The following is a 21540-nucleotide window of genomic DNA, read 5'->3' as shown; positions in this document are numbered from 1 at the left end:
TGCTCGGCGACACCATTACAGCGCTCCGACCTTACGACCACCTGATCAGGATCAAATGTGTGGCAATCGACAGGGCGTGTGCGCACGGGCAGATGCGAACACGCCTCAGTCAAGCGCGATGCATTCGCCTGGCGTGGGCAGCGTGCATGCGTAACCGCTTGCCTCGAGCTTTGACGCGAACGCGCGCATGCCGCGCTCTTCCTCGCCATGGACCAGGAAGATGCGCTTTCGGGGCGAATCGCCGAGCCACTGCAGCAGCGCCGGTTGGTCGGCATGTGCCGAGAATCCGTTGATGGTCCATATCTGGGCGCGTACGGGCACGTCGTGCCCAAACAGCGTGACATGGCGCGCACCGTCGATGATGCGCCGTGCGAGTGTGCTGGATGCGGCGAACCCGACGAAAATGATGCTGCTGCGAACGGACCATAAGTTGTGCGCGAGGTGGTGGCGGACGCGTCCGCCATTGCACATCCCGGCACCCGCCAGGATGACCGCACCTGAGTGGATGGTGTTGAGCGCCATGGATTCCGCCGTCGAGCGTGTGAAATGCATGCCAGGCATCTGGAACGGATCATCATCCGGGTCGCTCCCGATGGGGGCGCGGAGGCACTCGGGATGACGACGGAAGACTTCCGTGGCGGATATGGCCATGGGGGAGTCGAGGAAAACCGGGGCAGGGGGGAGCCGCCCATCGCGCATGCCTGCGGCCAGGCTGTGCAGGACTTCCTGTGCCCGCTCGAGCGCAAAGGTCGGGATGATCACGTTGCCCCGTCGCTGAAGTGTCAGTCCGACGGCGTCATACAGTTCGTCTACGGATGCCTTGAACGACTTGTGCGCGCGATCGCCGTACGTACTCTCCATGACGACGAAATCGGCGGGCGGTGCCGGCGTCGGATCACGCAACAAGGGCCGCCCCGGATTACCGATATCACCCGAAAGGACGATGGTCCGGCGTGTCGATCCCTCTGACATCTCGATGGTCACGGTGGCGGAGCCAAGGATATGCCCCGCGTCGCTGAAGCGTGCCACCATCCCGGGCGTCACCGTGATCGGGACTCCATAGTCGACGGCACGGAAGAAATCGAAGGTATGCAGTGCGTCGTCCACGTCGTACAGCGGCTCGGCGGATATCTCCCCCCGACGGCGGTCCCGGGCTGCCTCCTCGACCTGCAGGTTGGCTGCGTCCAGGAGCACGATGCGGCTCAGCTCGATGGTGGCGGCCGTTGCGAAGATGATCCCGCGGAATCCTCCTCGCACCAGGAGTGGCAGGCGACCGCAGTGATCCAGGTGGGCATGCGTGAGCAGCACGACCTCGATGCTTGCGGGATCGAATCCGAAGTCCGCGCCGTTGCGTGATTCGGAACGCGCGTCGCCCTGGAACAGTCCGCAGTCGATGAGTACGCGGTGATTGCCACAAGTGACCAGATGACATGATCCGGTGACTTCGCGCGCCGCTCCATGGCAGGTATAGGTCATGGCCATGCCTGGATCTCCTCTTGCCGCGGCGGTACCAGCACCGCGGTACCGTGGATCGCCCCGGCCCGTAACTCCGCGACGGCCTGGTTGGCCGCGGCGAGCGGCAGCTTTCGCGTGCTTGTCCGGATGCCGGCAGCTTCGCTTGCGCTGAAGAACGTGCGCGCGTCATCGCGCGTAAGGTTGGCGACCGAGCGAATCTGTCGCTCTTCCCACAACAGCCGATATGGGAATGCCGGGATGTCCGTCATATGGATGCCGGCGCAGACGACCGTGCTTCCCTTTCGCAGGACGCGCAGCGCCATCGGCACGAGCGCTCCGTCCGGCGCGAACACGATGGCTCCATCCAACAGTACCGGGGGCATTTCGTCCGAACCACCGACCCACGCGGCGCCCGAGCGGTGCGCGAAAGCTTGCGCGGCGACGTCGCCGGGACGCGTGAAGGCAAAGAACTCGCGACCCTGTGCGCGAGCGAGTTGGGCAACGATATGCGCCGACGCGCCGAATCCGTACAACCCTATCCGGTCGCCGTGCCCGACCTGGTTGAGTGCGCGCCAGCCGATGAGACCCGCGCATAGCAGGGGCGCCACGGCAACGGGATCCACATCCCCGTGCAGGCGCACGCAGTACGCGGCGCGCGCCACGATGTGGCTCGCAAAACCTCCCGGCCGGGTATAGCCAATGAACTCACCGTGGTCGCACAGGTTCTCCTTCCCCTCCTGGCAATAAGGGCATTGCTGGCAACTCCCGCCCAGCCAGGGCACCCCGAGGCGGTCGCCAGGCGCCACGCCCTCGGCCCCGGGCCCAACGGCAACGACGCGGCCAATGCACTCATGGCCCGGGATCATTGGCAGCCTGATATTCGGAAGCTCGCCATCGATCACGTGCAGGTCGGTACGACACACGCCACAGGCTTCCACTTCGAGTAGCACCTCGCCCGGGCCAGGCGATGGCAGCGGTAGCATGCGGGGCACCAGGGGCTGACCGATCCGCTCAAGGACCATCGCGACCATGGTGGGGCCGGGCACTCCCGTGCAACGCGTTCCTGAAGATGCAAGTTCCGGCCGTTGTCCAGGCCGGGGTTGAATCCATTGTTCCCGATCGGACGGGCCAGGGTAGATGCGCAGCGACGGAGTTCGTTCATTACGGGTCATGGAGGATTCTCCGCGAGCACTCGTGTGGCGTGGAGTCAACATGCCGCAGGCGGGGTGTCCTCATGTTGAGCGATGTCAAACGCCGGATCCGCCGCTTGCGGCGATTACGCCCAGATAAGCGCAAGCCATGACCGCGAGCCCCAGGCCCACGCGGAATCCGTAAGCCCAGCTTCCGCGCGACACGGCAAGGACCGTCTTGAAGGCGGAGGATGCGGCAAATGCCGCAAGGATCGCCCGGCTCGCGGGGACTGGTTCGGCCGTGCCGGCGGCCACCAGCTGTGCCACGGCGGCGGCAGCGGCATGCACGTCGGCAAGGCCTGTGAGTGCCGCGGTCCATGGCAGGCTCGCGCGGCCCAGCTGACCCTGGACGAAGGCCGCGATGGCCATGACGCCGGCGATCATGCCGACAAGGCGGATAGCGGCCCAAAGATCGAATGGGCGCCGTCCCGCGAGTCGCGCCGCATCAACGCGTTCGCGCCTCTGGACCACGCCATAAGCGGCGGCGATCAACGCCCCACTCGCCGCGGAAGCCGCGAGCGGCCACGCGACCTGCGCAAGCAACGTGGGCGACACCACGCCGACGACCACGGCCAGTTCGGCTGCGGACGCGACACTGGAGAACATCGCGACACATGCCGCCGCGACAGCGGAGCCTTCGCCGCGACGGATGCGCTCTCCCATCGTGGCGACCGTTGCCGTGCTCGAGATGACGCCTCCCGCAAGTCCCGCAAGCAGCAGCCCGACGCCCGCATGGGCGGAACGCAATGCGACGTAGCCGAGTGACGATACACTCATCACGGCGACCACGAGGACCCAGAGCCGGCTTGGGTTGATGGCCCCCCAGGGGTCGAGCGTGACATCCGGTAGCAACGGAAGCACGACGAATGCCGCGGCGGCCAGCAACAGGAGGTCGTGTAATTCGGCCGCTGACAAGGTCTGGCGGCTGAACGTGTGAAGGCGGCTCTTGTTGGCGAGGACGAGCGAGACGATCACCCCCAGCGCCGCGGCAAGGGTCGGCCACCGTACCGCCAGTGCGCCCAGCAGGAACGTCACCAGGATGGCTACTTCCGCCACTGGGCTCTGCGAGCTTGCTCTGCGGCGCCGCGTCGATAACGCCAGGAACAGACCGGCGACGCCGATACCGACCGGCCCTACCGCCATCGCGGTGGCACCGGTCAGGGCAACCACCGTATGAGTCCTGACGCCACCGGCATCCGCTTCACGCGGTACGCTGGCTCTTTCCCGCACCAGGCCCACCAGCAGGCCGATGCCCAATGCGGCCAGGAAGCCTGCCAGGGGCAGCTCCTCTGGCCAGCGTGGGACGTCCATCGCCGTCAGTGGGAGAACAGCACCGGGATGCGGGCGCGTGTCAGCAGATCCCGGGTGACGCCACCGATAGCCCACTCGCGCAGACGGCTGTGGCCGTACCCGCCGGCGACGATCAGCTGTGCGTGCGTCCGGCTCGCGTGCTCCATCAACCGATCAGCAATGCTTTCGTCGCCGGTCAGGCTGAGTGGCGTTGCTTCGGCCGCGACACCGTGCCTCTTCAGTAACGCAACCAGGTCGCCCGGGTCGCTCGTGCGACCCGCCCGGACCGTTGCCACCGACACGGACTCACACGCTCTGAGCATCGGTAATGCGTCATGTACGGCGCGTACGCATTCGCGCGTATCCGCCCACGCGACGACGGCCCGGTGGGCGGGCAGGTTTGCCTCGATCCCCGGCGGAACCATCAATACGGGAAGGCCCGTTTCAAAAAGAAGCCCCGCGAAGTAGCGCTTCAGCATGGTCGTGTCGCCATCGTGGGCCGCGGGGCCTGCGATCACTACGAGGTCTCCGCAACGTGCCGCCTCGGCAGCCAGCGACGAGGGTTCGAGATATAGCGCTTCCAGCGCGTGTACTTCACCGGAGACCATCGCGAGCTTCATGCGCTCTCGCCAGACGTGGGCCTTTACCTTTGCCTCGCCCCGAATGACGTTGTATGCCTCGATGAACGCGGTATCCGGTACGAGCGACCACGCATCCACGAGGGGCGTCGGCATCAGTAGCACCTGGAGCAGATTCAGGCGCGCTCCGCTGGCCCGCGCGAGGGCGATGGCGGCATTCACCGCGGCATGGTCGCCGGGGGTCTCAGTCAATGCCACCGCGATATCGCGGTACGATGACAGTACCGACTGCGACGGGGCTTTCGATGGCTCGGGATGGGTCGCTTGGGTAGACATGGCGTGTCCTCATGGCGTCGCGGGAACGAGTTGCAGCGAATGCGTGACCAGCGTCGCATCTCCGGGGTCCGGCGAACGCTGGAAACCAAGGAAGCGCGCCAGCTGCTCCATGTCCCTGTTCTCTGCCAGGTCGATCGAGTACATGACCTTGAAGCCGTTGCGCCGGGCTGTCGCGATAAGGTGCTGCATCAAGGTGACGGCCAACCCACGGTGCCGCCAGTCGTCGGCAACGGTTACGGCGCACTCGCACCGCGATCGGTCCGTGCCCGAGGCATAGCGACAAATACCCACCTCGCGCAGTTCTCCGTTGTCGTGCGCTAGCGCGACATACGCCACGCTATCGACGCCATCGGTATTCATCAGCGTATCGAGAAGCGGTTCCGACGCCTCGCGTATCTCGCCCAGGAAGCGGCAACGCCGCGACTCAGGCGACAGGCGCCGGATGAACGCCTGCTCCCGCGCACGATCGTCCGGACGCAGCGGCCGGATCAGCACGGGCGTACCGTCGTGGAGCGTCACCACCGCGTGCTCCCCGGAGACGTGCGGGAATGGACTCTTGGGTGAGGGTGCCTGGGGGGTTACGTAGGTCATGGGTGATCCTCGCCGCGCGGGCGGCAATCAATGCGAGAAGAAGACGGGTACCGACGCGTTCCGGAACAGCGTGCGTGTCGTTCCACCAAGGGCCCACGCATGCAGCCGACTGTGACCGTAGCCCCCGGCCACGATGAGTTGTGCGCGCGAGTGGCTTGCGCGGTCGAGGATGCTCGATCCGATCGTTCTCCCCCTCGATCGTTCCACGATGACGCTGCAGGTGACGCCGTGGCGCTCAAGATGCGCGGCGATCCGCGCGCCGAACTCTCCCGCGTGCTCCAGCGCTGATGGGGTCGGATCGACCAGGAGCAGGTCGACCCGTTCCGCCCGGGCGAGCAGCGGCAAGGCGTCGTTCACCGCCCGGACGGCCTGGGGCGAGTTCTTCCATGCGACCAGGATCCGCCGCGCAGGCGCGGTGCCAGGTTTGAAATCCGGGGGAACCACGAGGACGGGGCGGCCGGACTCGACGAGGAGCGTGCCAAAGTGCGTGTAGGCCAGGCGACGCTCGGCTGCCATCGCCGATGGACGTCCCATGACGACCAGATCGGCAGCGCGGCGCGCCTCCCTGGCTGCGATCGCGGCGGAGGCGACGCCGAGTGCCTCGGTGACATGCACCGTCGCCGTTACGCCCTGGGCCTTGACGCGTTCCCGTAAGGCATCGCAATAGCCGTGCCCGCGAGCCAGCGCATCTGCTACGCATTCCGCATAGGTGACGTCCGGCATGAGCGCCCAGGTATCCGTAGCGGGCGGTGGCACCGGGACGACACGCAGGATGGCCAGTGCCGCATTCTGTTCCCTTGCGATTAGCGCAGCGCACGACCCGGAGGCGGTATCGGCGGGCGAATCGAGCGCGACGACGAGGATCTGGTCGATCGCAGCGCGAACGGTAGGTGTATGGGTGTGATCCCGGATAGCCGTCTCGGACATAGCGTTCGCTCCAGCCCACGAACGGGCCTTGCGAACGAGATATACGCGCACGAGGGAAGCGCATTCTTGACTTCGGTCAAGCAGGGGTGGCCTGCCATCGTGTTCGCGACCTTTGCGATCCGTTTACCGGTGGGTGTCCAGGCGGAGGCGTGCCGCCAGCGCCGCTTCCAGCGCGTGGGCCAGGGACTCACCCCGCGTGTTGACAGACCCGATGAACTCGAAGAGCACGCGGCCATCGCGCCAGACCAGCCCCTCGAAATCGGCTACCGAATCCCCCGCCAGCAGCGTCAGGCACGCGATGGCACCGCCTGCGGCCACGCGGTAGTAGGACTTGTGATCATCCCGGGATGGGTTGGGCGCGTTGTGGTTTTCGCCCACGTGGCCGGCATTTGGCTGGCCGTACGCTGTGTGGCTCATAGGCACGTCCTCGGACATGCGCGGATCATGCGCCAGCCGCTACAAAGCTGGCGAAATGATAACGTTTCACTTTGGCCGTCCGCATTGGTGGGCCCACCAGGATTCGAACCTGGAACCAAGGGATTATGAGTCCCCTGCTCTAACCGTTGAGCTATAGGCCCCCTGCGGGACGGGGGAGTGTACCGAATCGCTGTACGGGCTGGCGCGCTAGCCGCGGACCGATCTCGCGCGGATTGATATCCGGTCGCCGGCCAGCCCGTTACCTTCTTAGGGTAAACTGTCCGTTTTTTAGCGACTTAGCATGCAGCAAAGCCCTCCACGAGCGGCTATCCGCGGATCGACCTTCGTGCGCCTGCTCGCGCGCCTGGGGGAGGTCGACGCGGGCCAGCCTGGCGGTTCCCTGCCGGACCGGCTGAGCCAATGGCTCAGCTGGACGCAGTCGATCGCCCTCTCGTCGGCGCTGGATGGCAAGGTCGCCCCGCTCGACGAGCCCCCGCAGGGCGAAACGCCCAACGACGCCCTGCTGGCCGGTGCCCGCGCCGCGCTGGTCGAGGCGATCACCGATGAGCAGGCCTGGTCCCGTGCCCGCAGCCGGGCTATTGCCCGGGCTGGCGCCGTGGAAGGCGATCCCGACCACAAGGTGGACTACTCCGCCCTCCGCGAGCGCTACCTGCTGATGCAACGCTCGATTCAGGGCACCACCGGCAAGCTGCGTGGTGAGCTCCGTGACCACCTGGCCATGGCCTCGCCCGAACTGGCGCGGCTGGCCGAGGTGGATGGGGTGATGGAAGGGGCGCTGAGCCCGCGCGAGCAACGCCTGCTGGGCGGCGTGCCCGCGCTGCTCGAAACACGTTTTGAAAAGGCGAGGAAGGCTGCGGAAGAGGGTGCCGGTACCACCGGTATCTGGCTCGATCTTTTCATCCGCGAGATGCAGGACATCCTGCTCGCCGAACTCGATGTACGTTTTCAACCGCTGGAAGGGCTGCTCGCCGCCCTTCACGGCTCATAACTGGTAAGTCATGCGCAGAAATTTCCTCCACTTCGCCGTGTTCGTGGCCGGCCTCGCCATCGTGTGCTGGGTCGGTATCGGCTACGTTGGCTCGAATCCGCTGGGTGCGCTGGTCGCCGCCCTGATCGCGTTGGGTTACCTCGCGGGTGCGATCGAGCTCTTCCGCTATCGCCAGGCGACGGCATCGCTCGACGCGGCCGCCGCGGATCTGAGCACGACGCCGGCGAGCCTCGCGGAATGGTTGGGCAAACTTCACCCGAGCCTGCGCCATGGCGTACGCCTGCGTGTCGAAGGCGAGCGCGCGACGCTCCCTGCGCCCGCGTTGACGCCGTACCTCGTCGGCCTGCTGGTGCTGCTCGGCATGCTCGGCACCTTGCTCGGCATGATGGCGACGCTGCGGGGCACCGGTATCGCCCTGGAAAGCGCGACCGACCTGCAGGCCATCCGCGGCTCGCTGGCCGCACCGGTGAAGGGTCTTGGCTTCGCGTTCGGTACCTCGATCGCCGGTGTCGCCACCTCGGCCATGCTCGGCCTGCTCTCCGCGCTGGCGCGTCGCGAGCGCATGGCGGCCATCCAGTCGCTCGACCTCAAGGCAGCGACCACGCTCCGCGTATTCTCGCAGGCCCACCAGCGCGAGGAATCGTTCCGCCTGCTCCAGCAGCAGACCGAGCTGATGCCTGCACTCATCGATCGCCTGCAGGCGATGATGGCCACCATCGAGACGCAGAACGCGAGCACCGGCCAGCGTCACGCGGATAGCCAGGATGCTTTCCACGCCAAGGCCGAGGCGACCTTCGCACGCCTCGCGTCGTCGGTGGAGCGATCGCTGAAGGCCGGGGTGGCCGATAGCGCGCGTGCCGCAAGCGCGGCATTGCAGCCGATCTTCGAAACCACGATGGCCGGCATCGCGCGCGAGACCGCCTCGTTGCACGACAGCGTCAACAAGGCGGTCGAGCGCCAGCTCGACGGCATCACCGCGGGCTTCGCGAACACGACCACGAGCATTACCGCGGCCTGGAACGAAGCGCTCGCCACGCAGCGCACGGCCAGCGAGGCGCAGGCGCAGGATCTGCGCGGTGCGCTCGAAGCGTTCACGTCGGGGTTCGAGCAGCGCTCGGCCACGATGGTGGACACGGTCGCCACGCGCTTCGATGCGACGGCGAAGGCATCGAGCGACGCCTCCACCGCGGCCCTTGCCCGGCACATCGACGCCGTCGAAGGCCTTGTCGCGAAGCAGGCGACGACGACCGAAGCCCTTGTCGCCCGCAACGAGCAGGCCATGGACACCGCCTCGAAGGCCTTCACCGAGCAGGCCGCCGCGCTGGTCGACACGGTGCAAAAGGCGCACGGCGACCTGCAGACCACGCTCGTCGCGCGCGATAGCGAGCGCCTCACGGCCTGGACGGATGCGCTGCAGGGCATGTCCTCCGCGCTCGCCGCTGACTGGAAGCAGACGGGTGAAGATGCCGCCGCGCTCTGGAAGCGCGCCGGTGAAGATGCCACTTCGCAGTGGACCCGTGCCGGCGACGACGCCATCGCTCAGTGGAATCGCGCCGGTGACGATGCCGTCGCCCAGTGGAACCGCGCAGGCGGTGAAGCCATGGCGCACTGGAAGGAAGCGGGTGAAGCGTCCGCAGCACAGCAGGCCGCGATGCGCGAGGCGCTGGCGAAGACCGCCAGCGACATCACCGCGCAGTCGCAGGAACACGCCAGCGCCACCATCGCCGAGATTTCCCGCCTCGTTGATGCCGCCTCGGAAGCGCCCAAGGCGGCTGCTGACGTCGTCGCTGAGCTGCGCGAGAAGCTTTCCGAAAGCATGGTGCGCGACACGGCCACGCTGGAAGAGCGCAGCCGCCTGCTCGAAACCGTCGAGACGCTGCTCAGCGCGGTGAACCACGCGTCGACCGAACAGCGCGCCGCCATCGATGGCCTCGTTACGACTTCTGCTGAGCTTCTCGAGCGAGTCGGCACGCGCTTCATCGAGCAGGTGGAAGGCGAGACCGGCAAGCTCGAGGGCGTGGCGGAACGGATCACCGGCAGCGCCGAGAACGTCGCCAGTCTGGGTGAAACCTTCGGCAGCGCGGTACAGGTGTTCGGCCAGTCGAACGAAGCCCTGCTGGCACGCCTGCAGGAGATCGGCGAAGCGCTCGACCGCTCGCTGGTCCGCAGTGACGAGCAGTTGGCGTACTACGTGGCGCAGGCGCGCGAGGTGGTCGACCTTAGCGTGCTCTCGCAGAAGCAGATCCTGGAAGACATGCAGCAGCTCGCGTCGAAGAAGAATGGGGCAGCCAAGGCATGAGCGACGAGCTCGACATCGACGGCGAATCGAACGCCCCGATCTGGGCCGCCTTTGGCGACCTGATGTCGGTGCTGCTTGGTGCGTTCGTCCTGATCCTGGTCGGCGTCATCGGCATGCAGCTCCAGCTCACCAGCAAGCTGGAGCAGGAGACGAAGCAGCGCCAGGAAGAGCAGCAGCGACGCGTCACGTTGGAGCAGGCGCTCGCCGCACCGCTGGCATCGGGCCGCGTCACGCTGGTCAATGGCCGTATCGGCATCAGCGGTAACGTGCTTTTCGCGCTCAACTCCGATCAGCTGCAGCCGGAAGGCCGTGAACTGCTGAAGACGCTGGCAGGCCCGCTCACGACGTATCTGAAGTCGCGCGACGAGATCCTCATGGTCAGCGGCTTCACCGACGACCAGGCTGTGCACGAAGGCAACCGCCGATTCACGGATAACCTTGAACTCTCGGCCGAGCGATCGCTCACCGTCACCCGTGCGCTGATATCCGAGGGTGTGCCGTCGTCGTCGGTCTTCGCGGCTGCCTTCGGTGCCGAACAGCCCGTGAGCGACAACGCCGACGAAGCAGGTCGTGCGAAGAATCGTCGCGTAGAAATCGCACCGATTCCCCGGCAGTCCGCGACGGACGCAAAGGCGCATGGACCGTAAGCCCGCCAGTCCTCTCGGCGACCTGCTGGGCCACCTCTCTGGCCAGCAGAGCCCGACCGTCGACCTCGACGCAGAGCTCGCCCGCGTGCGAAAGCTCTGGGACAGCGTGCGCGCCCGCAGCCAGCTGCAACAGGCCGAGCTGCACATGCCCGAGATGGAAAGCACCGGCCCGCTCAACTCCGCCGCACTGGTACATCGCGCGATGGAACTGATGCGCGAACTCTCGCCGGGCTACCTGCAACACTTCCTTTCGTACGTCGATGATCTGACGTGGATGGAGCGTTTGACGGTTGCAGCAGCGCCCGCTGCTAAGGAGGCGCCGCGCCCGGCGACGATTGGTACGAAGAAGCCGAAGGCTCGCGCTAAGCCGAAGAAGAAGGCCGAATAGCGCGCACCGGCTGCGCGCACTTTTCCGTCAGTACAAAAAGCAACGCCACCAACAAAGTGGTGGCGTGCGCCCGGCGACCGAAACCGACGGGGAGGTGTGCGAATCATGAGCAAACGCCAAGGGGGCGTCAATCAGGGATCCCTTACACGTAGCGCGTGTGTGGCCGTCTTGATGCCTGATCTCCGTTAGCTATACTGACGCCGCTGCCCTAGAGCTTCCTCTCCCAGCCAACCTTACTGGTGACGAAACTAGGTATGTGCAAAAAGACCCGCCGCAAGGCGGGTTTCTTGTTTTCGCAGCTTCTTCAAGCCGACTGCTGGATGCGGATCATGTTCCCTGCAGGATCACGCACCGCGCAGTCGCGCACACCGTAAGGCTGATCTGTCGGCTCTTGCACGATGTCCGCCTGCTTCGCCTGCAGCTGTTCGAACGTAGCATCCAGGTTCTTGCTGGCCAGCAGGATAATCCCGAAGGTGCCCTTGGCCATCATCTCCGCGATGGTGCGGCGCTCATCGTCGGTGACGCCCGGGCTCGCTTCCGGCGGGTAGAGCACGATCGACGTATGCGGCTGGCCTACCGGCCCGACTGTGATCCAGCGCTTCCCGCCATAGCCCACGTCATTGCGAACTTCGAATCCCAAGGTGTCGCGATAGAAGGCGAGGGCAGCATCAGGGTCGTTCTGGGCAAGGAAGCTGGCGTTGATCGAGATATCCATGGCGTTCTCCGTGTGGTCGAGGTCAGTGGGCTCAGTCTAGGTCGGTCTTATCCACCGCCGCTTCTTGATTCCTGACGGGACGCGTCACGACCCGCGCCACGCACGACGGCATCCCCTCCGTGGCCTTGGCCCGCTCGCGCCGATACGCCGTCGGCGACATGCCCACGAGCTCAGAGAAGCGCGTGCTGAACGTACCCAGGGACGAACAGCCGACGGTGAAGCACGCATCGGTGACACTGATGTCCCCGCGCCGGAGCAACGCCATCGCCCGCTCGATCCGGCGAGTCATCAGGTAGCTGTAGACCGATTCTCCGTAAGCTGCCTTGAACTGGCGGCTGAGATGTCCCGCCGACATGTGCACCGTCTGGGCCAGAGCCTCGACATCCAGAGGCTGGGCGTACTCGCGGTCAATACGATCGCGAACCCGACGTAAGCGGGCAAGATCGCGCAGGGGCTTCGACGGATTGGCGGGGCTAGCCATGAGTCGATAGTGGCAGGCTCCCCGTTCTTCCATCAAGCTCCGAGCTCCTGCGCATTGGCTGAGCTGCCCTACATTGGTAAAGCGAACGTGACAGGAATCCAGATCATGCGGAAGTGCCGGCTGTGGCTGCGGAGGCAGGTTGATACATCGAACTGCCACTGCCTCGATTGCCGGACCGTAGCGATGTCGATGGCTCGCGAACCGCTGCTGCGGGCGACTTCGCCCGCAACCACCTGGCCTTCGTCATTCACGGTGACACCTATGAGTACCGTGCCGTGTTCGCGGTTGCGTACCGCGACCGGTGGGTATGACGGTGCCCTGACGTCAAGCTTCGCAACGCAACGATCATCCTCATCGTGTGGATCGACGGGGAGGTCCTGCCACTCGACAGGCCATCGTGCACTAAATACATCAGAAAGGGCCAGCTCACCCGCATGCGTTGCGAGCGCATTGCATCCGGCACCAATCAGACCGGGCTCGTCGTATCGCGTGGCTAGCCATTGAAGGCGCCCGATCGCTCGCTCGCGACGAAGGGCGTCTTGATGAGCAAACTCGCGGTTGGCTTCGTCGTCGTAACCAGTCCAGGGCAGGACGCGTTCCGCGCTTGTATCGCTGCCCGACTCATTCGCAACAAAAATCACTCGGTATGTTTCGGCGTCCACGCCGGCGGATCGGCACGTCGCGAGCGTGCTATCAACGTTGTGTCGATAGAAACCTGTGGTGTACGGCAGCGGGGTCATGGGTGTGAAAGGTTGTCGCGCCCGGTTGGCGGCCGTCGTGGGCATTGCGGCCAACACGATGCACGCAGTGAGCACTGCGCGCGCTGAAACGGTGAGCATTCCTTGTCCTCTGATCCTTCGTGGTCGGCATTAGAGCGCAGCCTGTGCGACTTGCCAACAAAAAAACGCCCGCTTGCGCGGGCGTTTTCAACACTACAGGCGGCTCACCAGGATAAATCAATATCCAGGAACGACCGCAGCGTCTCCGAGCGGCTCGGGTGGCGCAGCTTGCGCAGGGCCTTGGCTTCGATCTGGCGGATGCGCTCGCGGGTGACGTCGAACTGCTTGCCGACTTCTTCCAGCGTGTGGTCCGTGTTCATATCGATGCCGAAGCGCATGCGCAGCACCTTGGCTTCACGCGGGGTGAGGCCGGCGAGCACGTCGCGCACGGTTTCCATGAGGCCCGTTTCCGTCGCCGAATCGATCGGCGAGCTGGCGTTGGTGTCCTCGATGAAATCGCCAAGGTGCGAATCTTCATCGTCACCGATCGGCGTTTCCATGGAGATCGGTTCCTTCGCGATCTTCAGGACCTTGCGGATCTTGTCTTCCGGCATCTCCATTTCCTTCGCCAGTTCTTCCGGCGTCGGCTCGCGGCCGAACTGCTGGAGCATCTGGCGGGAGATGCGGTTGAGCTTGTTGATCGTTTCGATCATGTGCACCGGGATACGGATGGTGCGCGCCTGGTCGGCGATCGAACGGGTGATGGCCTGGCGGATCCACCACGTGGCGTACGTGGAGAACTTGTAGCCGCGGCGGTATTCGAACTTGTCCACGGCCTTCATCAGGCCGATGTTGCCTTCCTGGATGAGGTCGAGGAACTGCAGGCCGCGGTTGGTGTACTTCTTGGCGATGGAGATCACGAGGCGCAGGTTGGCCTCGACCATTTCCTTCTTGGCGCGACGGGCTTTGGCCTCGCCCACGGACATGGCGCGGTTGATTTCCTTGATATCGGTGAGCGGCAGGTACAGCGTGCGCTCGATCTGCGCCAGCTTCTCCTGCTCGCCATCGATGGCTTCGCGGAAGTTCTTGATGTTCGGCGACCACTTCTGGCGCTTGCGCGACAGGTCGGCGGCCCACTCGAGGTTGCCTTCGTTCGACGGGAAGCTCTTGAGGAACTCCGCACGCGGCATCTTCACCTGCTTGACGAAGATATCCATGAGGATGCGCTCGTGGTGACGGATGTCGTTCACCACTTCGCGCAGCTTGCGCACGAAGCTGTCGATCAGGGCCGACGGCAGCTTGAGGTTGAGGAACGCCTCAGACATCTGCTCGCGGATCTTCGCGACCTTCTTGTCGGCGATTTCCGCCTTCGGGGCCGACTTCTGGAACTTGGCGTGGAGCGAGCGCAGTTCTTCCATGCGGCGCTTCACTTCTTCCGGATCCGGACCGCTCGGACCGGCTTCCTCGTCGTCGCCACCACCGTCGGTGGCATCGTCGTCGTCATCGCTGTCGCTGTCGCCATCGGCGACATCCGAATCGGCGTCGGCCGCGGCGGCCTGCGCTTCGTCAGCCGCGGCTTCCAGGTCGGCGAAGCCGGCCAGGATTTCGCTGAGGCGGCGCTTGCCTTCCAGGTGCTGGTCGTACTCTTCCAGCAGGAGCTGGATGGTGAGCGGGAACGAGGCGAGCGCGGTCTGGACCTGGTTCAGGCCCTCTTCGATGCGCTTGGCGATGGCGATTTCGCCTTCGCGGGTCAGCAGTTCGACCGTGCCCATCTCGCGCATGTACATGCGGACCGGGTCGGTGGTGCGGCCCACCTCGGAGTCGACGGCGGACAGCAGGGCCACGGCTTCTTCGGCGGCGGATTCGTCATCCGTGCCGGAGCCGGGGGCACCGCCATCGCTGATGGTGTCGGTGTCGGGTGCCGAATCGTGGACTTCAATGCCGACGCCCTTGAGCACCGCCATGATGTCTTCGATCTGATCCGTATCGACGAGATCGTCGGGCAGGTGGTCATTGATGTCGGCGTACTTCAGGTAGCCCTGCTCCAGGCCCTTGGAGATGAGCTGCTTGATTTCAGACTGTTGCTCGTGAGCTTTGTTAGTCATGCCGACCGCCGCGGGTTACAGGAACCGATCAGTATAGTCATTTGATGATTTTTTGACCAGTTTTCAAGTGGATTGGCCTCATCCGGGGGACGCAAGAATCGCGCCAGAAAGCCTTACAGGCCGGGCGGTTGCGACGGGATGGGGAAGAGAGCGGGGGACCTGGCCCCCTGGATACGCCTCAGCGCACCTCCAGGCGGAAGGTGACCGGGCCATCATTGATCAGGTGAACCTTCATATGGGCACCAAAGCGCCCGGTTTCCACCCCTGGCGGGTGGGCGTCGCGCGCCAGCGCCACGAGCCGGTCGAACCAGCGCTGGGCTTCTCCCGGCGGCGCCGCGGTGGTGAAGCTGGGCCGCATGCCTTTCCGGGTATCGGCGGCCAGGGTGAACTGGCTCACCAGCAACAGACCGCCACCGGTCTCGGCCAGGCCGAGATTCATCTTGCCCTCGGCATCGGAGAACACCCGGTACCCGAGCAGGCGCTCGAGCATGCGCCGGCACTGGGGTTCGCCATCGCCCGGCTCGACGGCTACGAGCGCAAGCAGGCCGGCGCCAATGGCGCCCACCGTTTCACCCTCGACATCGACTCGCGCGGATTCGACGCGCTGGATCAGTGCAATCATGGATTCTGTAGCGGCGGCTGGGCGCCAAGCTTAAAGGAGCGGTTACCATTCGGGGAATGCGTCCGGACATTTACCTCCTGTATCTCCTGCTGCGCCTGGTGAGCCTTCTGCCCCTGCGCACCGTGCATGCCATCGGCGCCTGGATCGGCCGCCGGTCGCTGCGTTCGAATTCCCGTAGTGCGCGCTATACCGCGACCAACCTGCGCCTGACCCGCCCGGAGCTCAGCCCGGACGCCCGGGCCGCGCTTCTCCGCCAGACGATGGAGGAAGAAGGCAAGGGTGCCACCGAAATCGCGGCGATCTGGGGCGGTGGCTCCGACAAGGCCCTCGGCCTGGTCCGCGAGGTGGTCGGCGGCGAGCTGTTCGACGCCGCGCTGGCCTCGGGCAAGGGCGTGATCATCGCCGCGCCACACCTGGGTTGCTGGGAGCTGCTGAATTACTGGCTGTGCAGCAAGACGCCCATGGCCATCCTGTACCGGCCGCCGCGCATCCAGGCGATCGAGGCCCTGCTGCGCAAGGTACGCGGGAAACTCGCCCCCGAGCAGGTCCGCGCGGAGGGCGCGGGCGTGCGCACCCTGTTCAAGCGTCTTGGCGCGGGCGGTTCGGTGGGCATTCTTCCCGACCAGAAGCCGCGCGAGGGAGAAGGCGAATTCGCGCCTTTCTTTGGCGTCGATGCCCTGACCGGGGTGCTGCTCCCCCGGCTCGCGTCACGCACCGGCGCCACGGTGCTTTTCAGCTTCGCGGAACGCCTGCCGGACGGCCGGGGCTTCCGGATCCATGTGCTGCCGGCCCCGGAAGGGATAGCGGATGCGGACATGAAGGTGGCTTGTGCGGCGCTGAATCGCGGCGTCGAAGAGTGTGTCCGGATCGCCTTCCCGCAGTACCAGTGGCACTACAAGCGATTCACGGCGCACGACCGGCCGGACCCGTACAAGGTCAGCGCGGCTTCGACAGCCGGTTGAGGAACACGCACATTTCCTTGCTGGCCTGGACATCGCCGCGCGTGGTGGCGACCTCGATGCCCTGGCGCCACGCTTCGGCGGCGCCCGCCTCGTCGTCCTGGGCGACCAGGGCCTTGCCCAGCAGTTTCCAAGCCGCGGAGTAGCCGGGGTCGAACCCAAGCGCCTCGCGGAACGACTGCGCGGCCTCCGCATACTGGCCATCGGCGAGCAGCGCGTTGCCGAGGGAGAAGCGCAGCAGCGCGCCATCGCGGACACCGCCCACCTGGGCGCGCAGTCGTTCGATCAGCGGGTCGCTCATCGCACGGCGGCGCGCGTGCGCCAGTAATCGAGCGGATACAGCTGGGTCGGTACGCTGGGATCGGCCGGCACGCGGCCGGTCTGCAAGGCATCCAGCGTGGCCGCATCCCAGATCATCAGCCAGCCCGTGCGCGAGGGCTGCACCAGCCGTGCGTACCGGTACGCTTCCGCCGGCGGATGCTTCGCATACGAGACGATGAGCCCATCGGGATGGTGCTGGGCGAAGTCGGTCAGCGAGTCACCGTCGTGCACCACATCGTCGTCATCATCATCGGTCGGCGGTGCCATGCCCGGCTGCACCTTGATCTTGGCGATGGGGTGCATCAGCCGGCCGGCGAAATGGTACTGGCCGTTATAGGAGACGCCGAGGTTGCCGATGGGACGTCCGGCCGCATCGGCCTGCGCGAGATAAAGCGACGCGGGCGTCAGGTCGTACCGGTACCACAGGCCGAGCGTGAACAAGGCATTGAGCGCCACGGTACCGATCAGCCCGGCGAACGCCAGGCGGCGCATCTCACCCCGGCCCCGCAGCAGCAGGAGGGCGCCAAGCACGATGAACACCACGCCGAAGAAACGGGCGTAGGGCGCCATGCCGGTAAGCCAGATATTGTCGGGGAAGCGCGTGGGCACGACGGCCGGCATGGCGAACAGCACGATAGCCAGCAGGAAGGCGCCCACCGACAGCGGCCATGTGCCCAGTGCCCAATGGTTGGCCAGCTTCGGGTGCCGCTCGCGCAGGTCGGCCACGCACGCCGCGACCAGCATGGTCACGCCACCGAGCTCGGGCAGCACGTAGTAGAGCTGCTTGCCGGTGATCAGCGAGAAGACGAGGAAGGTCGGCAGCAGCCAGCACACCAGGAAACGCAGCCCGGGTTCGAGCGGCTGGCGCAGCAGTGCGACGAACAGCGGCACCACCAGCAGTACGACCAGGACCTTGTCGATCAGCGGCGGGAAGTGCGCGAGTGCGGACACCAGCAACAGCAGGAGCGCGACGGCGGCGACCACGATGGCCGCGCCGGCACCGGGGCGCCATGGCTTGCGGAACAGCGTCGTCGGCAGCGCGACGAAACCGCGCAGCCAGCCGCTCAGCGGGAAGATGATGACTGGCAGGAACAGGAGGTAATACCAGGCCGGGCGCGCATGGTTCTGCAGATCCTGCGCGTGGGTATCGACGACGCGGCCCGCGGTCTGGGTGAAGAACAAGCGCTGGCGGTACGCCTCGCCACCCGCTTCGCCAGCCGGAATCGCCCAGGCGATCAGCAGCGCGAAACCGATCAGCAGGCCAAGCAGGCCCATGCCGTACCAGCGCGCCTTGTTCTGCCGCGCCCAGTCGTTCCAGAGCGGGCCGAGCAGGAACGGGAACACCACGTGCAGGGCCATGACCGGCCCCTTGGTCAGCAGGCCGGCGCCGACGACCAGGCCGAAGAGCCACCAGCGTGGCGCGGCGCGCGTGGCCGTCGGCGTCAGGCACAGCAGCGCGCCCAGCACCCACACGCAGAGCAGTACCTCGTACATGATCTGCAGGCCGAACAGGAACGCGTAGGCGAACGCCATGAGCAGCCACGGCGTGGCCTTGGCGACCCACGGGCGCGCGGGGAACAGCCGGCCGGCCAGGACGGACGCGAGCACCAGCTGCGCACCGCCGAAGATGACCTCGAGCACGCGCGGCCACACGTCGCTGACGCCGAAGATCGCCCAGCCCGCGTGGATCATCCAGAACAGCAGCGGAACCTTCTCGCTGTAAGGTTCGCCATTGATGTGGGGTACGAGCCACTGGTGGTGCGCCCACATGTCCCATGCGACGGCCAGTGTCCGCGTCGAGAACATCGGCATCGGGCCGTGCGAAAAGATGGCGAGCAGGGCCATGGCCGCCCATAGGGGCAGCCAGGGCCAGAGGGCGCGAATGTGTTCCGAGCGGGTATAGGCGCTGTTGGACAAGGGCGTCGTTACCGTTAAAGGATCATGAATTCTAAACGCACGGCCGCGAGGATAGCTGACTTTACTGGTACAGCCTGGGCTGTCGCGGGCGCGTCTAGAGCCGTGCGGTGGCTGGGGTTCAGCGCCGCAGCAGGTCGTCGATGGCCTTGCCGAGCCGTTGCGGGAACCCGGCTTCATTGGCTACGAACCAGCGCCGCGCGGCATCACCCAGCGCGAACGCCTCGTCATCCGGCATCCGGATAATCCGCTCGACGCATGCCTCGAGGGCCTCTTCGTCGAAGCGCCACAGGGTCGCCGCGTTCATCGTGCCGTTTTCGTGCGCCGCGACGCGCATGCCATGGTCGTCGGTGACCAGCTCGTTCATGGGCGCGCCATCGGTCGCCAGGACAACGGCACCACAACTCATCGCTTCCACGATGTAGTGGCCCCAGCCCTCCGCTTCGGAGAGGCAGAGATGGAACAGGTGGGCGTTCTGCAGGCGCCGGATTTGCTCGATATCGGCGAGGAAGGTCACCTGGTGGTCGAGGTTGGGTGCGGCTGGCGGGCGGTCGCTCGCGGCGACGGAGGGTGACTGGTAGACATGCAGCGTCGGCCACTCGGGATGCCGGCGCCATACCTCGAGCAGGCGTTCCGTGCCCTTCATGCGGCTACCGCCGGCGAGGTGCAGGAACTCGCGGTCCCGAGCCACGCCCTTGCGCTGGCAGTCGGTGCTGGTGAATCCAATCTGCGCGGTGCGCATGCCGAGCGCCTGGAACGTATCCCGCGCGCTGTCGGTCTTGCACAGGACCGTATCGAACCGGTGCAGGTAACGCCTGTCGCGGCGGCTCATCCACTCGGGGTGGGGAATGAAGGCGTTGACCCGGGACATGCCGAGATAACCGGGGTGGGCGTGCTCGATCGTCAGGCCGAGGTCGTAGCGGAAGGGACCCTTGCCGAACAGCCAGCGCAGGCGCATCGCCAGGATCTTGCCCCATGCCTTCCAGGGGAGCCCGTGCGCGCGTTGCGGTGTCCGGGTGACCGTGACGTCGTGGCCGAGGGCGCGCAGGGCGTCTTCGAAAAGACGGATATCGTGGGTCAGCCCGCGACCGTTGTCCCAGGCAATGAGGTTGATCGATGCCATGGCCTAGCGGGCCCTCTGGATGGATTCCCGTGGGGCGAGCATCCGGCCGATGTACACGGCCAGCCCCAGGGTCAGGAAGAAATAGAGCGAGTGCGGCATGGCGCGGTAGAACACGTTGTCGGTGAGGCCGCACAGTGCATACATGCCGGTCACCGCCAGGCCCGCGCAGGCGGGCATCGCCACGCCGTTGTCGCGGTGCATGGCGTGGCGGCCGAAGTACCAGAGCGAGGCGCCGAACATCACGAGGAGCAGCACGAGCGCGGGCAGGCCACCGGTGACGGCCCACTCAAGGTATTCGCTGTGCGGGTGATCGTACTGCTCGATGGATCCCGCGGCCTTGCCTTCCGCGATGCGGCCGCGCGCATAGGTGCCAAACTGGTTCAGGCCAACCCCGGTAAGCGGGTGCTGGGCGATCGCCGAGCCGGCATTGCGCCACATCTCCAGGCGTTCGCGCACGGCGCCGGTCGCATCGTTCTCGCTATAAGTGGAAACCTCTTCGGATACGCGCGCAAAACGTTCCGCGACCTCGCCGTGCAGCGTGGTCGCGGCAACGCCGACGACGGCGACGCCGAGGACAAGCACGCCGATGGCCTGCCGCCAGCGCCGCGTGCGCCGGGCCTGGATGCATACCAGCAACACGAAGACCGGGATGCAGGCGAGGAGGGGCCCCCGGCTCTGGGTGAGCAGGGCACCGTAGAAGCCCATCGCCGCGAACACCCCGTGCAGCACGCGTTCGCCTGGGCGCAGTTCGAGACGGAGTGCCTGGATGATGGCGATCAGGGACAGCACGAGGATGAACATGCCGAACTCGATCGCGCCCCACAGGCCGTTGTTGATGCCGTAGGCGCGGTCGATGCCCTCGATGTAGTGCTGCTCCATGCAGATGAGCCCGAGCGCACCGGCGGAAGCACTGAACCCGAGGCGCAGGACGATGGGGCGCAATGGCGCGGCAAAACAGGCGGCGATCGGCAGGAACGCCAGGATGTGCGACGGGACGTCGAACTCCTTGAGCGGGATGCCATGGGCCAGCGCGTTGGCAAGCCAGAACACGAACGCCAGCGCCACCGGGACGACGACCAGCGCGGCGCGGCGATAGGCGGCGCGGACCTCGGGATGCCTTGCGATCAGCCAGAGCCCGGTGAGCAGCAGGATGGCGGCGGGCACGGCCTTGGCCTTGAGCGGCACCGCGAACGACAGTGGCATGATCGCGATGAGCAGCGACAGGATCCATGGGCGCCACGCGTTGTGTTTATCTTGCACTCGGCACCTTGCATCTGTGGTTGGCCCGGTGGGCCCGCTCGCACCGCGGCACGGAAGGCCGGGCTCGCGAGACATGTTACTTTAACGGATCGTGATGCCGTTCCGTGGGTGCACGGTGAGCCGGCCGCAATTCAGCTACCGCAAAGGTCGGGCATGAAGGTCCTCTTGACGAATTTCCACGCCGGGGACGGCGG

Annotated in this window: 21 protein-coding genes and 1 tRNA gene; 5 read left to right on the top strand and 17 right to left on the bottom strand. The window is 65.9% G+C overall.

Features of this window, described 5'->3' with window-relative positions:
- Positions 1–105: 105 nt before the first annotated feature.
- From ACTHLF_RS06340 to ACTHLF_RS06305, 8 genes are all read right to left on the bottom strand, one after another.
- A complete protein-coding gene (locus tag ACTHLF_RS06340; RefSeq protein ID WP_440325831.1) occupies positions 106–1482 on the bottom strand; it encodes an MBL fold metallo-hydrolase RNA specificity domain-containing protein in 1377 nt (458 codons plus the stop codon).
- On the bottom strand, positions 1473–2627 hold the full coding sequence (locus ACTHLF_RS06335; RefSeq protein ID WP_440325829.1) for a zinc-dependent alcohol dehydrogenase family protein: 1155 nt from the start codon (positions 2625–2627) through the stop codon (positions 1473–1475). The genes ACTHLF_RS06340 and ACTHLF_RS06335 overlap by 10 nt, the downstream gene beginning before the upstream one ends.
- A gap of 75 nt (positions 2628–2702) precedes the next feature.
- Entirely contained in the window at positions 2703–3956 is a 1254-nt protein-coding gene (locus tag ACTHLF_RS06330) for an MgtC/SapB family protein (protein WP_440325827.1), read from the bottom strand.
- A gap of 5 nt (positions 3957–3961) precedes the next feature.
- Complete coding sequence (locus ACTHLF_RS06325; RefSeq protein ID WP_440325825.1) at positions 3962–4849, bottom strand: universal stress protein; 888 nt, start codon at positions 4847–4849, stop codon at positions 3962–3964.
- Positions 4850–4858: 9 nt separating this feature from the next.
- Positions 4859–5440: an N-acetyltransferase family protein gene (locus tag ACTHLF_RS06320; protein WP_440325823.1), complete on the bottom strand. Its 582-nt coding sequence runs from the start codon at positions 5438–5440 to the stop codon at positions 4859–4861.
- A gap of 27 nt (positions 5441–5467) precedes the next feature.
- Positions 5468–6367, bottom strand: coding sequence for a universal stress protein (locus ACTHLF_RS06315; protein ID WP_440325821.1), 900 nt, complete (start codon positions 6365–6367; stop codon positions 5468–5470).
- Between the two features lie 123 nt (positions 6368–6490).
- Complete coding sequence (locus ACTHLF_RS06310; protein ID WP_440325819.1) at positions 6491–6784, bottom strand: hypothetical protein; 294 nt, start codon at positions 6782–6784, stop codon at positions 6491–6493.
- Positions 6785–6869: 85 nt separating this feature from the next.
- Positions 6870–6945 (bottom strand) — tRNA-Ile (locus tag ACTHLF_RS06305).
- A gap of 140 nt (positions 6946–7085) precedes the next feature.
- Between ACTHLF_RS06305 and ACTHLF_RS06300 the strand changes: the two genes are divergently transcribed.
- Genes ACTHLF_RS06300 through ACTHLF_RS06285 form a run of 4 tightly spaced genes read left to right on the top strand, consistent with a single transcriptional unit; the run spans position 7086 to position 11127 of the window.
- A complete protein-coding gene (locus ACTHLF_RS06300; RefSeq protein WP_440325817.1) occupies positions 7086–7793 on the top strand; it encodes a DUF3348 domain-containing protein in 708 nt (235 codons plus the stop codon).
- Between the two features lie 10 nt (positions 7794–7803).
- On the top strand, positions 7804–10092 hold the full coding sequence (locus ACTHLF_RS06295) for a DUF802 domain-containing protein (RefSeq protein ID WP_440325816.1): 2289 nt from the start codon (positions 7804–7806) through the stop codon (positions 10090–10092).
- A complete protein-coding gene (locus ACTHLF_RS06290) occupies positions 10089–10739 on the top strand; it encodes an OmpA family protein (protein WP_440325814.1) in 651 nt (216 codons plus the stop codon). The genes ACTHLF_RS06295 and ACTHLF_RS06290 overlap by 4 nt, the downstream gene beginning before the upstream one ends.
- Positions 10729–11127 carry a DUF2894 domain-containing protein gene (locus ACTHLF_RS06285; protein ID WP_440325812.1) on the top strand — a complete coding sequence of 133 codons (399 nt, stop codon included), beginning with the start codon at positions 10729–10731 and terminating at the stop codon, positions 11125–11127. The genes ACTHLF_RS06290 and ACTHLF_RS06285 overlap by 11 nt, the downstream gene beginning before the upstream one ends.
- Before the next feature lie 304 nt (positions 11128–11431).
- Here the strand turns inward: ACTHLF_RS06285 and ACTHLF_RS06280 are convergent, their stop codons facing one another.
- The 5 genes from ACTHLF_RS06280 to dtd all read right to left on the bottom strand — a co-directional run bounded on the left by ACTHLF_RS06280 (position 11432) and on the right by dtd (position 15769).
- Positions 11432–11842, bottom strand: a complete 411-nt coding sequence (locus tag ACTHLF_RS06280) for a VOC family protein (protein ID WP_440325810.1) — start codon at positions 11840–11842, stop codon at positions 11432–11434.
- 31 nt (positions 11843–11873) lie between these two features.
- Complete coding sequence (locus tag ACTHLF_RS06275; protein WP_440325887.1) at positions 11874–12356, bottom strand: helix-turn-helix transcriptional regulator; 483 nt, start codon at positions 12354–12356, stop codon at positions 11874–11876.
- 35 nt (positions 12357–12391) lie between these two features.
- The gene (locus tag ACTHLF_RS06270) at positions 12392–13162 is read right to left on the bottom strand and encodes a TonB family protein (RefSeq protein WP_440325808.1); all 771 of its coding nucleotides are present in this window, start codon (positions 13160–13162) and stop codon (positions 12392–12394) included.
- A 104-nt stretch (positions 13163–13266) separates the two neighbouring features.
- Positions 13267–15147 (bottom strand): RNA polymerase sigma factor RpoD, encoded by a 1881-nt coding sequence (gene rpoD, locus ACTHLF_RS06265; RefSeq protein ID WP_440325807.1) that lies wholly within the window; start codon positions 15145–15147, stop codon positions 13267–13269.
- A gap of 178 nt (positions 15148–15325) precedes the next feature.
- Positions 15326–15769: a D-aminoacyl-tRNA deacylase gene (dtd, locus tag ACTHLF_RS06260; protein WP_440325805.1), complete on the bottom strand. Its 444-nt coding sequence runs from the start codon at positions 15767–15769 to the stop codon at positions 15326–15328.
- A 56-nt stretch (positions 15770–15825) separates the two neighbouring features.
- Between dtd and ACTHLF_RS06255 the strand changes: the two genes are divergently transcribed.
- The gene (locus ACTHLF_RS06255; protein ID WP_440325803.1) at positions 15826–16731 is read left to right on the top strand and encodes an LpxL/LpxP family acyltransferase; all 906 of its coding nucleotides are present in this window, start codon (positions 15826–15828) and stop codon (positions 16729–16731) included.
- On the opposite strand, the gene ACTHLF_RS06250 is transcribed toward ACTHLF_RS06255, so the two are convergent.
- The 4 genes from ACTHLF_RS06250 to ACTHLF_RS06235 all read right to left on the bottom strand — a co-directional run bounded on the left by ACTHLF_RS06250 (position 16706) and on the right by ACTHLF_RS06235 (position 21346).
- The gene (locus tag ACTHLF_RS06250; protein ID WP_440325801.1) at positions 16706–17029 is read right to left on the bottom strand and encodes a tetratricopeptide repeat protein; all 324 of its coding nucleotides are present in this window, start codon (positions 17027–17029) and stop codon (positions 16706–16708) included. The genes ACTHLF_RS06255 and ACTHLF_RS06250 overlap by 26 nt on opposite strands.
- Positions 17026–18966, bottom strand: a complete 1941-nt coding sequence (locus tag ACTHLF_RS06245) for an ArnT family glycosyltransferase (protein ID WP_440325799.1) — start codon at positions 18964–18966, stop codon at positions 17026–17028. Before ACTHLF_RS06245 ends, ACTHLF_RS06250 begins: the two co-directional genes overlap by 4 nt.
- A gap of 118 nt (positions 18967–19084) precedes the next feature.
- Positions 19085–20086 (bottom strand): glycosyltransferase, encoded by a 1002-nt coding sequence (locus tag ACTHLF_RS06240; protein ID WP_440325797.1) that lies wholly within the window; start codon positions 20084–20086, stop codon positions 19085–19087.
- A gap of 3 nt (positions 20087–20089) precedes the next feature.
- On the bottom strand, positions 20090–21346 hold the full coding sequence (locus tag ACTHLF_RS06235) for an O-antigen ligase family protein (RefSeq protein ID WP_440325795.1): 1257 nt from the start codon (positions 21344–21346) through the stop codon (positions 20090–20092).
- Positions 21347–21540 lie beyond the last annotated feature (194 nt).

Source organism: Luteibacter sp. (genome assembly GCF_051958795.1).
GTDB lineage: Bacteria > Pseudomonadota > Gammaproteobacteria > Xanthomonadales > Rhodanobacteraceae > Luteibacter.
Note: the sequence above shows the minus strand (reverse complement) of the source record. Positions and strands in the feature narration are given on the sequence as shown.

Excerpts from the sequence above, each read along its gene's own strand:
- ACTHLF_RS06240 (WP_440325797.1), bottom strand. The coding sequence starts at position 20,086 with ATGGCATCGATCAACCTCATTGCCTGGGACAACGGTCGCGGGCTGACC.
- ACTHLF_RS06275 (WP_440325887.1), bottom strand. The coding sequence starts at position 12,356 with ATGGAAGAACGGGGAGCCTGCCACTATCGACTCATGGCTAGCCCCGCC.
- ACTHLF_RS06290 (WP_440325814.1), top strand. The coding sequence starts at position 10,089 with ATGAGCGACGAGCTCGACATCGACGGCGAATCGAACGCCCCGATCTGG.
- dtd (WP_440325805.1), bottom strand. The coding sequence starts at position 15,769 with ATGATTGCACTGATCCAGCGCGTCGAATCCGCGCGAGTCGATGTCGAG.
- ACTHLF_RS06340 (WP_440325831.1), bottom strand. The coding sequence starts at position 1,482 with ATGGCCATGACCTATACCTGCCATGGAGCGGCGCGCGAAGTCACCGGA.
- ACTHLF_RS06315 (WP_440325821.1), bottom strand. The coding sequence starts at position 6,367 with ATGTCCGAGACGGCTATCCGGGATCACACCCATACACCTACCGTTCGC.
- ACTHLF_RS06255 (WP_440325803.1), top strand. The coding sequence starts at position 15,826 with ATGCGTCCGGACATTTACCTCCTGTATCTCCTGCTGCGCCTGGTGAGC.
- ACTHLF_RS06320 (WP_440325823.1), bottom strand. The coding sequence starts at position 5,440 with ATGACCTACGTAACCCCCCAGGCACCCTCACCCAAGAGTCCATTCCCG.
- rpoD (WP_440325807.1), bottom strand. The coding sequence starts at position 15,147 with ATGACTAACAAAGCTCACGAGCAACAGTCTGAAATCAAGCAGCTCATC.
- ACTHLF_RS06295 (WP_440325816.1), top strand. The coding sequence starts at position 7,804 with ATGCGCAGAAATTTCCTCCACTTCGCCGTGTTCGTGGCCGGCCTCGCC.
- ACTHLF_RS06310 (WP_440325819.1), bottom strand. The coding sequence starts at position 6,784 with ATGAGCCACACAGCGTACGGCCAGCCAAATGCCGGCCACGTGGGCGAA.
- ACTHLF_RS06280 (WP_440325810.1), bottom strand. The coding sequence starts at position 11,842 with ATGGATATCTCGATCAACGCCAGCTTCCTTGCCCAGAACGACCCTGAT.
- ACTHLF_RS06325 (WP_440325825.1), bottom strand. The coding sequence starts at position 4,849 with ATGTCTACCCAAGCGACCCATCCCGAGCCATCGAAAGCCCCGTCGCAG.
- ACTHLF_RS06285 (WP_440325812.1), top strand. The coding sequence starts at position 10,729 with ATGGACCGTAAGCCCGCCAGTCCTCTCGGCGACCTGCTGGGCCACCTC.
- ACTHLF_RS06335 (WP_440325829.1), bottom strand. The coding sequence starts at position 2,627 with ATGACCCGTAATGAACGAACTCCGTCGCTGCGCATCTACCCTGGCCCG.
- ACTHLF_RS06300 (WP_440325817.1), top strand. The coding sequence starts at position 7,086 with ATGCAGCAAAGCCCTCCACGAGCGGCTATCCGCGGATCGACCTTCGTG.
- ACTHLF_RS06270 (WP_440325808.1), bottom strand. The coding sequence starts at position 13,162 with ATGCTCACCGTTTCAGCGCGCGCAGTGCTCACTGCGTGCATCGTGTTG.
- ACTHLF_RS06250 (WP_440325801.1), bottom strand. The coding sequence starts at position 17,029 with ATGAGCGACCCGCTGATCGAACGACTGCGCGCCCAGGTGGGCGGTGTC.
- ACTHLF_RS06330 (WP_440325827.1), bottom strand. The coding sequence starts at position 3,956 with ATGGACGTCCCACGCTGGCCAGAGGAGCTGCCCCTGGCAGGCTTCCTG.